Here is an 11,906-nt window from a genome sequence, read left to right on the forward strand (position 1 = left end):
TACGGCTGTGACGGGTCGTACGGCTGTGACGGGTCGTACGGCTGTGACGGGTCGTACGGCTGTGACGGGTCGTGCCGCCGCGACGAGCATGGCCGCCCTCATCAGTCGGCCCTGCGGTCCGTACGGGACGCGCGGCGCAGCGCTCCGAGCCGGCCCAGGACGCCGGGGCGCCTGTTCCACTCCTGGAACAACTCCTCCCAGGACGGGTCCTGTTCGTAGAGGACCTGGTGGATCTCGTCGAGGTGCTCGCGGGGCAGGAAGCGGACGGCGGGGCGCAGCACCTCGTCCAGCAGGCCTGCGCGGACGTCGTCCCAGAGGGCGCTCGCGCCCGGCTCCGCGTACCAGGCCGTGAAGCAGGCGGCCGCGAACGCGGGGGTGCGGCGCAGCGCGAGGTCGACGCCGCCGCCGCGGGCCTCATGGGCGTAGGCCCCGAGCAGGTGCTCGTCGCCGGACGCGGCGAGCTCGGCCAGCTCGTCGGGGCACGGGTCGCCGAACAGCAGCCTGCGGACGAGGACTTGGCGCAGCCTGTCCTCGATGCCGGGCTCCAGGGGGCGGGCCTGCTCGCGCAGGGAGAGCACGCGGGCCGTGAAGCCGGGGAGCTCCTGGCCGTCGGAGAGGGCACCCGCCTGGTCGAGGAGGAGCAGCGCGGCGTGCCTGCGCGGGTCGAGCCGGGGGCCGCAGCGCAGGACCAGGACCCTGGCCACCGCCGGCGCCTCGGCGTCGTCGGGCGCGCTCTCCAGGACGGACCGGACGAGCACGTCGTCCAGACCGGCGGCGCGGTGGCGCTCTGCGGGGAGGGCGTCCAGCAGCGAGGCGGTCTCGGCGGGGGTGGGCGCGGAGCTGCCCCAGACCAGGCGGAAGGCGGTGCGCAGCACGGAGGGGTTGGCGCCCTGGCCCCGCCCCGCGCTCCTGACGAGCTGGGCGAGGAAGGCGATGCGGTCCGGGGAACGGCCGGTGTTCTCCGGGGCGGCGGTCTGGGGGGCGGCGGTCTGGGGGGCGATGCTCTCCGGGTCGTTCTCCTCGGGCTCGGTGTCGACGGGGGCGTCGTCCGTGCTGCGGCGGGGGCGCGGCAGGGATCCGTCGGCCAGGGCGGCGGCCATGCGCAGATGGGGATGGCGCTGGAGGTCGGCCGCCGGGAATCCGCCGGTGAGCAGGTGGACGACGGATGCCGGATCGCCCGTCGCCGCGGTGCGCTCCAGCGTGCCGAGGACGGCGGCGGTGAGGCCGGGGTGGGCGGTGACCGCGGCCCACACCGCGTCGCGGTCCTGGGCGGCGTCGCCGAGCAGGGCGGCGCTCAGGCGGGCGGTGAGGACGGGGGTGTGGTCGGCGCGCAGCGCCTCGGCGAGGCGGGCGAGGGCCAGCACCCGCGCCAGGGGCTCCCCGGGGGCCGCGCGGTCCAGCTCGGCGCGCAGGTCGCGGCGGAGCCGGTCACCCAGGGTGCGGGACGCCAACGGGGCGAAGAACTCGGCGAGTTCGGCGAGGGCGGCCCACTCCTCCGGCGGCCTGTCCGGGCCCGCCGAGGCCAGTGCCGCGAGCAGCGGGGGGAGCAGCGGATTGGGCTCGCGCCGGTCGGCGGAGGCGCGGAAGCGGGCCCAGCGGGCGGCGGCGGTCCGGCCGGCCGCGTCCAGCGGGACGCCCTCGCGGAGGGCGAGGGCGGCGAGGCGGCCGGCATCGTGCGTCGCGTCCCGGTCGGCCGCGGTGCGGAACCTGGCGGCCTCCGTGAACAGCGCCGGCCGGTCGGCGAGCAGGACGCGGGCGGCGACGGACGCCCAGGGGTCGGGCTCGTCGCGGGCGGGACTGGAGTGGCCTCCGGCGCAGTCGTGGACGCGGTACCGGCGGTCGCCGGCCACGTGGGCGTAGTCGAACTCCGAGCCCGGCAGGGCCCCGACGATCTGCTGGCGGGCGAGCAGGGGACGCCGGGTGTACGTGGTGAAGGTGAGCCGGTTGGCGAGGTCGCGCGGCAGGACGGCGCTGGCGACGGCGATCCAGTGCGCGATGCGGTCGGTGTCCCGTTCGATGACGAGGAGTTGGGGCGCATCGGGTCTGCGGAAGAGGGTCCGTACGTCGGTGAGGAACGGCACCAGCCGCTCCGCGCGGGCCGTGACGAACTCCAGCAGGCCGGCCTTGGAGATGCGGCGGGCGGGGGTGAGGGCGGTGAGCGGCTCGGCGCCGGCCCCGGGGGTGCGCTCGGCCCATGAGGGGGACTCCCATGCCTCGACGGGCAGCAGCCCGCCGGGCAGCGGGCCGTCGGGGGACAGCCGGACGGCGTGGGCGTGGAAGGGGTGGCGCCGGCCGAGGGGGTCGGTGCCGGTACGGACGGCGCGGCAGAGCAGCCTGGTGCCGTCGGCGAGCCGGTGGTGGCCGAAGACGACGGGGAAGCGGGGGCTCCCGCCGGGTGGGGCAGGTTCGTCGCACGGCGCGGCGTTGCCCGGTGTGGCGTTGCCCGATGCGGCGTTGCCCGGTGCGGCGCGGTCCGGTGCGGCGCGGTCCGGTGCGCCGTTCGGCGGCTCGTAGGTGAGCAGCGGCTCGATCTCCCCGAGGAGGAGAGCGGGCAGGTCGGGGCTGGCAGCGGTGAAGCGGGGGGCCGACTCCGGGGACGAGCGGGAGTAGTGCAGCTGTTGCAGTTGCTGCAGGGGTTGCGGGTGTTGTGGACGTGGTGGATGTTGCGGAGTCACGCGCATCCCCTCCGTGGACCGGCCGTGCGGTGCGCGCACGGCAGCGGGGCCGCACCTCGCGGAGCCGCGACCGGCGAGGTGGCGCGCGGGGGGATCGCCCTCGGCGGGACGGCGCCCGGCGGGAGCACGACCGGCAGGAGTACGACCGGCGGGAGCACGACTGGTGAGAGCGTCACCGGCGGGATGACGCGCGCCGGGGCCGCGCCCGCTCGGGCCGCCCTCGCCCGGCTTGCCACCGGCCGGATCACCCTTGCCCGGCCCGCCGCCGACCGGATCACGGCCTGAGCGGCCGTCGGACATCCGACAGCACGGACCATGCGCTCCGGAGGCCCCGCCGGGTCGGCGACTCTGTGACGATGCCCTCTCAATCCCCCGAGGAATACGGGCCGTTCGCCCGGGAACCCGGGTCGCCGCACCACGAGCCCACCGAGGTCTCCGCGGTCCCGGACCACTGATACCACCCCTCCTCCACGCCCCGCCCGTCGGCGAAGGCCATCCCACCAGATCCGCGCGGGGGACGCCGGGACTTTCGGCGAATGGCCGATGCCTCCCTCCCGGCTTCGGTGACCGGCTCGGGGCCGGCTCCGGTGGCGAGGTGCGCGGACCCTCGCCACCGCCCGTCAGCCCTCGTCGACTATCCGCGCGAGCAGGTCGAGGAAGAGCCTGCGCTCGGCCGGCGAAAGGGCGGACAGCAGGGCCTCGTTGGCCTCGTCGCCGAGCTCCGTGAGTCGTCCGAGGCGACGGCGGCCCCCCTCGGTGAGGGTGATGGCGTTCTTGCGACGGTCGGCGGGGTCGGGGGCGCGGGTGACGAGGTCCTGGGCCTGGAGGTCGTTGAGGATGCCGACCATGTCCTTGGGGTCGAATCCGGTGGTGCGGCCCAGCTCGGCCTGGGCCACCGGGCCGAGGTCGGCCACGGCGGAGAGGACCGCGTGGTGGGGCATGCGCAGGCCGTCCTGCGCGAGGGCGTCGGAGACGAGCCGGCGCCCGCGCGCGGAGGCGCGGTTGAGCAGCCAGCTGGGGAGGGCCTGGATGTGGGCGAGGGCGGGCTCGCCGGGCGCGTGGGCGTCGGTGTGTGCCATGAGTCGAGGGTAGCGAAAAACTCGTTGGGATTCCCTATGAAAAACCATTGGACTTCCCAACGCAGTTCGGTATCGTCGTAGCCGTTGGGGATCCCAACGAACAGTCCGGCGAAGCCATGCCTGTGGAGGTGCACCATGCGTCGTGTCCGCTATCACGAGAACGGCGGTCCCGAGGTCCTGCGCGTCGAGGAGACCGAGGTCCCTCGGCCCGGCCCGGGCGAGCTGCTCATCCGCACCGAGGCGGCGGGCGTGACGCTGCCCGTGGTGCGCAAGGTCCGCGAGGGCGGGCAGCCGCTGCCCGCGAGCCTCGAGGGCGAGGTGGCGGGAGAGATCGTCGCCGTGGGCCCGGATGTCACCGGCTTCCTGGTGGGCGAGCGCGTCACCGGCCTCTGCTTCGGCGACGGCTATGCCGACTACTCGCCGCTGCACACCTCGATGGCCTCGCGGATCCCCGGCGGGGCGAGCTCCGCCCAGGCCGTGGCCCTGGTGCGGTGCGGCCTGGTCGCCCGGGGCGCGTACGAGGCGGCCCGGCCCGCGGCAGGAGAGTCGGTACTGGTCACGGGCGCGGCGAGCGGCGTCGGGCACCTGGCTCTGCAGATCGCCAAGGCGCGCGGCGCGAGCCGTGTGGTGGCCGCCGTCGGGTCCCCGGCCAAGGCGGAGTTCGTCCGGTCGCTGGGCGCCGACGAGGTCGTCGTCTACGGACAGGAGTCCTGGGGCGAGCCGGTGGACGTCGTGCTGGACGCGGTCGGCGGGGAGCTCCTCTCCTCCGCGGTGGCCGCCCTGGCCCCGGGCGGGCGCCTGGTGGCCTACAGCTCGGGCGGAGGGAGCATCCAGGCGTACGACCTGTTGGTGGGCGCGAAATCGGTCATCGGCTTCCAGATGGCACTGATAGCCCGTCACCGGCCCGAGTTGATGGAGCGGTGGCGGCGGGAGCTCTGGGCCATGACCGCCGACGGCCGGCTGCGGCCGCGCATCCACACGGAACTCCCCCTGGAGGATGCCGCGAAGGCGCACGGGATCGTCGAGTCGCGCGCCAATCAGGGCAAGGTGGTGCTGCGTCCCGTGTGACTCCCCCGATCCTCCGACACGGTGTTGCTTCATGGTCCGTGCGGGAGGAAGCGTCGAGTACGGTGGCCCACCCGGGCACGGGAGTTCGCCGTGAACGCACCAACCCCGGCCCGCCCGGTACTCCCTGCCACGTCACGTCACGACCTGCCCCTACGCACGAAGGAACGGGCCATGGCACCGCGGTCGACCGTCCGGCGCTCGCCCGGACACCTCCTCTCCTCGCTCCACCGCCCCCGGCGGCACCGCGCCCCGCGTCCGCCGGCCCGGCAGCCCCACCCCGGCCGCCGCCGAAGAGCGCACGGGAGGACGGCGGGGGTGGCGCTCGCCGGAGCACTCCTGCTCGCGCTCCTGCCACTCCCCCACACGGTGGCAGTGGCGGCCCGGGCCGCGGGGCCGAAGAGCCCACCGGGATCCGGGCCCGACCGCGGAGGTCCGGCCACCGGACGGGCGGAAAACACCCCACCACGAAAGGAGTTCGAGGAACATGTCCTGTTCGACGCCGCACACGAGCCGCGCCGCGGCTACGCCTGCTTCCGCATCCCCGCGCTGGTCACCACCACCAGGAAGACCGTCCTCGCGTTCGCGGAGGGCAGGAAGCACAACTGCGGAGACGCCACCGACATCGACATCGTCCTCAAACGGTCCACGGACGGCGGCCGCACCTGGGGCCCGCTGCGCATCGTGGGCGCGGGGAACGGGGACACCTACGGCAACCCCGCGCCCGTCGTGGACCGCGGCACCGGGCGGATCCTGCTGGTCACCACCTCCAACCGGGGCCGCACGGACGCGGAGAGCTGCGCGGTCCCCTGCGAGCGCGTCCCCCACCTCCAGTACGGCGGCAGCGACGGCACCGACTGGTCCCGTCCCTCGGATCTGACTGTCGCCCTGCGGCCGCGCGGCTGGAACTCCTGGTACGCCACGGGCCCCGGCCACGGCATCCAGCTCGCCCACGGACGGCACCGGGGCCGGCTGCTGGTCGGCGTCAACGCGGAGAGTCATGACGGCACCCGGCTCACCGCGGGCCATGCGGCCCTGGTCTACAGCGACGACGGAGGCGGCCACTGGCGGCTCGGCGCGGTGGACACCCACCCCGTCGCCCCGGACGGCACCTACCGGCAGCGGCCCTCCGAACTCACCCTGGCGGAGCGGGAGGACGGCACGGTGTACGTCAACGGACGCGAACAGAACGGCACGGACCTCGGGAACCGCGACGAGGCCGTCAGCCGCGACGGCGGCCGCACCTTCGCCGCGCCGTTCCGGGCCTTGCCCGATCTGTACGCGCCCACGGTGCAGGGCTCCGTGCTGCCGTTGGGACCGGACCGCTGGCTGTTCGCGGCACCGGCCGATCCCGACCGGCGCCGGACCGTGACCATCCGTTCCTCCTACGACCAGGGGCGCACCTGGGAAGGCGTGGAGCGGGGCCGTACGGTCACCGCAGACTGGTCCGGCTACTCGGACATGACGTCGACCGGCCCGGGCACCGTGGGCCTCCTCTACGAGGCGGGTCGGAGGGACGCCCGCCAGGAGATCCGCTTCGCCCGCTTCACCGAGGAGTGGCTGGGCCCGCGCCTCGGCCCCGGCCCGACCACGCCGGACCTCGCCCCGGGGGCCCGTGCCGCAGCGGTACTGGGCCGTCCCCGGCCGGTGGACGGCCGGTTCGGCGGCGGGCTGCGTTTCGCCGGGGGACGCTCACCGGGGTCCCGGGCCGGCGACAGCGGGCCCGGGGAGGAACTGGAACGTGCGGAACACACGGAAGGGGGCGGCGAGTCGGCGGAGACCCCGTCAGCCGCCCTTGCCCCCGCCACCGGCGGCGATGCCGTGCGACTGCCCTACCGGGCCTCCCTCCCGCTGGGGGCGGGCGACTTCACCGCCTCCCTGTGGTTCCGCTACGGCGCCGGTCCCCGCCGGGGCGAGCAGCCCTTCCTCTGGATGGGCGGCGTCGGTGGCGCCCCGCAAGTGGCACTGTTCGGGGAGCCGGAAGCGGGGCGCGTCACCGGCCGGGTGACCGCCGTCACGGGCCCGGGGCCGGCCCGGACAGCGCAGGTGTCGGTGCCCGGCCACTACGACGACGGACGGTGGCACCGGATGATGCTGCGGCGGGACGACGGCCGGATCGTGCTCACCGTGGACGGCGCCTCCGCCACCGCGACCGGCGTGACGGGATCGGTCAGCCGGACCTCGACCTTCGGGGTGCACCTGGGGCAACGACCCGACGGCAGAGCCTTTCTGACCGGTGATCTGGACGAGGCGCGGGTCTACCGCCGAGCCCTGCCCGCCGCGGACCCGGCCCCGTCCGGCACCTCCCGTGACCGGCCCGTCGACCCACGCGACACGGTGATGTGGCTGCCGCTCGACCGCGTAGAAGGAGCAGAAGGATCAGAAGGAGGAGTGGAAGGAGCGGTCCGGTGAGGGGCCCGGCCGGGGCAGCGGCTCGGCCTCCGCCGTCAACCGGCCCGTCCGGATGGCACGTTCGCGGGCTCCGCCGCGGCCGTGTCCGGTGCAGCGGGTACTGCCGCCGCCTCCGCCTCGCGTCCGTAGCGCTTGGCGAGCACGGCGCAGACCATCAGCTGGAGCTGGTGGAAGAGCATCAGCGGCAGCACGGCCAGGCTGGCGTCCGCCCCGAACAGGACAGTGGCCATGGGCAGTCCGGCCGCCAGGCTCTTCTTCGACCCCGCGAAGACGATCGCGATCCGGTCCTCCCGCGGGAAGCCGAGCCGGCGGGCGCCATAGGTGGTGAAGGTGAGCATGAACGACAGCAGCACGGCCTCCACCCCCAGCAGGGCCAGCAGCCGCCATGGGGTGACCTGGTGCCAGATCCCGCGCACCATGCCGGCGCTGAAGGCCGCGTAGACCACCAGCAGCACGGACGCCCGGTCGACGCGCCCCAGCACCGTCCGGTGGCGGCCGAGGAAGCCGCCCACCCAGCGGCGGAGCACCTGTCCGGCGAGGAAGGGCACCAGCAGCTGGAGCACGATCGACAGCAGCGAGTCGAGGGAGAAGCCGGCCCCGCTGTTGCCCAGCAGGGCCGCGGCGAAGAGCGGGGTCAGGACGATGCCGACGATGCTCGAGAAGGAGCCGGCGCAGATGGCGGCCGCCACGTTGCCGCGAGCCATGGAGGTGAAGGCGATCGACGACTGGACGGTGGAGGGCACCAGGCACAGGAAGAGCAGTCCGTCGTGGAGCTCGGGGGTGAGGACGTGGGGCACGAGGCCGCCGGCTGCCAGCCCGAGCAGGGGGAAGACCACGAAGGTGCAGGCGAGGACGGTCGTGTGCAGCCGCCAGTGCCGCAGGCCCGCCACGGTCTCCTCGGTGGAGAGCCGGGCCCCGTAGAGGAAGAAGAGCAGGGCCACCACGACCTTGGAGGCCCCGTCGGCGACGGTGGCGGCCTGGCCACGGGCGGGCAGCAGCACGGCCAGCAGGACGGTGCCGAGGAGGGCGGCTATGTAGGGATCAAGAGGGAAGCCGCGGGCGAAGCGGCTGAGGAAGGAGGGTCGGGGCATGGCCTCCAGCCTGCCGCTGACCTGGGCTCATCGGGAACCCCGTTCAGCACGCTGACTGTTATCGCGATCATCGATGACCGTCTAGCCTGGAAATGTGTTCGAGCCGACTCATCTGCGGACGTTTCTGGCCGTCGCCCAGACGCTCAGCTTCACCCAGGCCGCCCACCGCCTGGGCCTGCGCCAGTCCACCGTCAGCCAGCAGGTGCGCAGGCTGGAGGAGGCGGCCGGCCGTCAGCTGTTCGCCCGGGACACCCACAGCGTGTCGCTGACCGAGGACGGCGAGGCGATGCTGGGGTTCGCCCGGACGATCCTGGAGGCGAACGAGCGGGCGGCCTCCTGGTTCACCGGCACGCGGCCGCGCGGCCGGCTGCGGTTCGGCGCCTCGGAGGACTTCGTGCTGACCCGGCTCCCCGAGGTGCTGGAGACCTTCCGGCGCGACCACCCGGAGGTCGAGCTGGAGCTGACGGTCGACCTCTCGGAGACCCTGCACGAGCAGCTGGCCGCCGGCCGCTTCGACCTCGTCCTGGCCAAGCGCCACCCCCACCAGCCGCACGGGCAGCTCGTCTGGCGCGACCGGCTGGTGTGGATCGGCAGCGAACGGCTGCGCCTGGACGCGCACCGGCCGCTGCCGCTGGTGGCCTTCCCGCCCCCGGCCGTGACCCGGGCCCGCGCCCTGGAGGTGCTGGAGCGGCACGGCCGTCCCTGGCGGGTGGCGTGCACCAGCCGCAGCCTGAACGGCCTGGTCGCCGCGGCCCGCGCCGGGCTGGGCGTGATGGCCCACACCCGCGGCATGATCCCGCCGGGCCTGGTGCGCGTGCCGGCCCGCGCCGGGCTCCCCGAGCTGGGCGGCATCGACGTCGTGCTGCTGCACGGCGCCGCCCCCGGGCGGGACGGCACGGCGCGCGGCAGCGCCGACGCGCTGGCCAGGGCGATCCTGGCCGCCGGCGACCGGCTGCACACGGCGGCGGACCCCGCCTGACGACGACCCGCGCTGCCCGCCTGCAGCCGGTCGCCACCGCCCCACGCACCCCACTGCCGCTGCCGCACCCGCACGCCACCGCCGCACGCCACCCCCGCACACGACCCGAGTACCGCCCCTCGCGCACCCCGCCGCCCGGATCCCCTGGCCACTCGCACCACGTCCGTCACCTGCGGACCTGACACACCGTGCACAACAATCCGCCCGGATCGGGCACATCCCGTCCGCCTTCCGGTACCGAGGGTTCGCCGGAGCGGGATCGGGTACGGTCACCGGCGCTGTGCGGAGCGTCGCGAGGAGCGAGAATTTGCGCGAGTTCACCGTCCCGCCCCTGGCTCCGGCGCCGTCCGCCGGCGGTCTGGCGGACATCGTGTTCGAGCACGCCGCCGAGGCCCCCGACCGGGTCGCCTTCGGCCGCCAGTCCGGGGGCCGGTGGCGGGACGTGACCGCGGAGGCGTTCCGCGACGAGGTCCTGGCCGTCGCCAAGGGCCTGCTCGCCCAGGGCGTCCGCGACGGTGACCGGGTCGCGCTGATGTCCCGCACGCGCTACGAGTGGACGCTGTTCGACTTCGCCCTGTGGTGCGTCGGCGCCCAGTCCGTCCCGATCTACCCCGCCTCCTCGGCCGAGCAGGTCTACTGGACCCTGCACGACGCGGGCGCCACCGCCTGTGTCGTCGAGCACGAGGACCACGCCATGACCGTCGGCTCGGTCATCGACCGGCTGCCGCGCCTCGCCCGCCTGTGGCAACTGGACGCGGACGCGGCCGGCGAACTGGGCGCGGCGGGCGCCGGCGTCCCCGACGAGGAGGTGCACCGCCGCCGCTCCGCCGTCACCCCCGCCTCACCGGCCACCGTGATCTACACCCCGGGCACCACCGGCCGCCCCAAGGCCTGCGTCCTGACCCACGCCAACCTCATGGCCGAGACCGACAACATCGTCCACGGCTTCGCCCCCGTCTTCCGGCCCTCCGGCGAGGACCCCGCCCTGCTGCTGGCGCTGCCCCTCGCGCACGTCCTGGGACGGATGGTGCAGGTGGCGGCGGTGCGCGGCGGGATCCGGCTGGGGCACCGGACCAGGAGGTCGCAGGAGGCGCTCCTGTCCGACCTGCGCGCCTTCCGCCCGACGGTCGTCTGCACGGTCCCCCACCTCTTCGAGCGGGTCTTCTCCGCCGCCCGCCGGGAGGCGGAACAGGCCGGGAAGGAACGCCCCTTCGAGAAGGCCGTCGAGGTCGCCGTCCGCTACGCCGGCGCCCTGGAGGACCGGTCGTTCGGCACCGGTCCGGGGCCGGGCACCGCGCTGCGCGTCCAGCGCCAGGTCTTCGACAAGCTCGTCTACTCCAAGATCCGCGAGTCCCTGGGCGGCCGGCTGCGGTTCGCGCTCTCGGGCGGTTCCTCCCTGGACCGGCGCCTGGGCCTGTTCTTCGCGGGCGCCGGCATCACCGTCGTCGAGGGCTATGGGCTGACGGAGACCGCGGCCGCGGCGACGGCCAACCCCGCGGACCGCCCCCGCTTCGGCACGGTCGGCCTGCCCGTTCCCGGCACGGCCGTGCGGATAGCGCCGGACGGCGAGGTGTGGCTGAGCGGCGCCCAGGTCTTCGCCGGGTACCTGGACGACCCGCGCGCCACCGAGGCCGTGCTGCGCGACGGCTGGCTGGCCACCGGCGACCTGGGAGCCCTCGACGACGAGGGCTATCTGACCGTGAGCGGCCGCAAGAACGAGGTCCTGGTGACGGCGGACGGCGCACGCGTGCAGCCGTCGGCCCTGGAGGACCGGGTACGGGCCCACCCCCTCGTCGACCGCTGCCTCGTCGTGGGCAACGGCCGCCCCTACCTCGCGGCCCTGGTGACCCTCGACCGCCGGGAGGTCGCGCACTGGCTGGCGCTGCGGGGCAGGCTCCCGCTCCCCGCGGCCGAGTTGGTGCGCGACACCGAGCTGGAGGCGGAGATCCGGGAGGCGGTCGTGACGGCGAACGCGGGGCTCTCCCCCGCCGAGTCGGTCCGCACCTTCCGGATCCTCACCGGCCGGTTCACCGAGGAGCAGGGCCTGCTGACGCCGACCCTGAAGCTCAAACGCCGGGCGGTGGAGAAGGCGTACGCCACCGAGGTGGATGCCCTTTACCAGCGGACGGCGCACTGAAAGGCCCGCACGCCGATGAGTTCGGCCAGTTTCGATCGAAAGATCCCATGAGCAGGCCCCGTCCGCCCACCGCACGACCGTGGACGGGCAGGGCCACCGCCGTCAGCGCGCCCCGTGCCCCGGGGCGATCGCCTCGATCCTGCGGGCCAGTTCGACGTCCAGCCCCGTGACCTTGCCGCCCACGCTGTGCGTGTTCACGGCGACCGTCACGGTGTCGTACCCGAGGGTCAGATCGGAGTGGTGCCCCAACTCCTCCTGGATCCGGGCGATGTGCACCACCAGGGCCACCGCCGGGAAGTGCCCCGGGAGGCGGTACGCACGGCGGAGCAGCACCCCGTCCGTCGTCCAGCCGGGCAGTTCCTTGAGGCGCTCCTCGACGTCCTGTTGCGAGAGCGGTTCGACCGGCATGTCCCCTGTCCCTTCGTCCACCGCCGGCAGTCCACCATCGACAGCCCACCGCCGACACCG

At 74.8% G+C, this 11,906-nt stretch carries 8 protein-coding genes; 4 read left to right on the plus strand and 4 right to left on the minus strand.

What is annotated here, in order from left to right:
* Positions 1-101: 101 nt before the first annotated feature.
* Both I5Q34_RS28895 and I5Q34_RS28900 read right to left on the minus strand, forming a co-directional pair.
* Positions 102-2,675 (minus strand): GTPase-associated protein 1-related protein, encoded by a 2,574-nt coding sequence (locus I5Q34_RS28895; protein WP_199895394.1) that lies wholly within the window; start codon positions 2,673-2,675, stop codon positions 102-104.
* Between the two features lie 620 nt (positions 2,676-3,295).
* Positions 3,296-3,754, minus strand: coding sequence for a MarR family winged helix-turn-helix transcriptional regulator (locus I5Q34_RS28900; protein ID WP_199895395.1), 459 nt, complete (start codon positions 3,752-3,754; stop codon positions 3,296-3,298).
* A gap of 135 nt (positions 3,755-3,889) precedes the next feature.
* On the opposite strand from I5Q34_RS28900, the gene I5Q34_RS28905 reads away from it, so the two are divergent.
* Both I5Q34_RS28905 and I5Q34_RS28910 read left to right on the plus strand, forming a co-directional pair.
* A complete protein-coding gene (locus tag I5Q34_RS28905; RefSeq protein ID WP_199895396.1) occupies positions 3,890-4,822 on the plus strand; it encodes a zinc-binding dehydrogenase in 933 nt (310 codons plus the stop codon).
* A gap of 171 nt (positions 4,823-4,993) precedes the next feature.
* On the plus strand, positions 4,994-7,231 hold the full coding sequence (locus tag I5Q34_RS28910) for a sialidase family protein (protein WP_199895397.1): 2,238 nt from the start codon (positions 4,994-4,996) through the stop codon (positions 7,229-7,231).
* Positions 7,232-7,266: 35 nt separating this feature from the next.
* Here I5Q34_RS28910 and I5Q34_RS28915 read toward each other — a convergent pair whose 3' ends face one another.
* On the minus strand, positions 7,267-8,322 hold the full coding sequence (locus tag I5Q34_RS28915) for a bile acid:sodium symporter family protein (RefSeq protein WP_199895398.1): 1,056 nt from the start codon (positions 8,320-8,322) through the stop codon (positions 7,267-7,269).
* Positions 8,323-8,416: 94 nt separating this feature from the next.
* On the opposite strand from I5Q34_RS28915, the gene I5Q34_RS28920 reads away from it, so the two are divergent.
* Positions 8,417-9,301: a LysR substrate-binding domain-containing protein gene (locus I5Q34_RS28920; protein WP_199895399.1), complete on the plus strand. Its 885-nt coding sequence runs from the start codon at positions 8,417-8,419 to the stop codon at positions 9,299-9,301.
* Positions 9,302-9,608: 307 nt separating this feature from the next.
* Positions 9,609-11,438, plus strand: a complete 1,830-nt coding sequence (locus I5Q34_RS28925; protein ID WP_199895400.1) for a long-chain fatty acid--CoA ligase — start codon at positions 9,609-9,611, stop codon at positions 11,436-11,438.
* A gap of 102 nt (positions 11,439-11,540) precedes the next feature.
* Here I5Q34_RS28925 and I5Q34_RS28930 read toward each other — a convergent pair whose 3' ends face one another.
* Positions 11,541-11,846 carry a 4a-hydroxytetrahydrobiopterin dehydratase gene (locus tag I5Q34_RS28930; protein ID WP_199895401.1) on the minus strand — a complete coding sequence of 102 codons (306 nt, stop codon included), beginning with the start codon at positions 11,844-11,846 and terminating at the stop codon, positions 11,541-11,543.
* Positions 11,847-11,906: the final 60 nt, after the last annotated feature.

Source organism: Streptomyces sp. AV19 (assembly GCF_015999245.1).
Lineage (GTDB): Bacteria > Actinomycetota > Actinomycetes > Streptomycetales > Streptomycetaceae > Streptomyces.

What these genes read in the sequence shown, in the direction of transcription:
- I5Q34_RS28915 (WP_199895398.1), bottom strand. Translation starts at nt 8,322, where the DNA reads ATGCCCCGACCCTCCTTCCTCAGCCGCTTCGCCCGCGGCTTCCCTCTT.
- I5Q34_RS28905 (WP_199895396.1), top strand. Translation starts at nt 3,890, where the DNA reads ATGCGTCGTGTCCGCTATCACGAGAACGGCGGTCCCGAGGTCCTGCGC.
- I5Q34_RS28930 (WP_199895401.1), bottom strand. Translation starts at nt 11,846, where the DNA reads ATGCCGGTCGAACCGCTCTCGCAACAGGACGTCGAGGAGCGCCTCAAG.
- I5Q34_RS28900 (WP_199895395.1), bottom strand. Translation starts at nt 3,754, where the DNA reads ATGGCACACACCGACGCCCACGCGCCCGGCGAGCCCGCCCTCGCCCAC.
- I5Q34_RS28910 (WP_199895397.1), top strand. Translation starts at nt 4,994, where the DNA reads ATGGCACCGCGGTCGACCGTCCGGCGCTCGCCCGGACACCTCCTCTCC.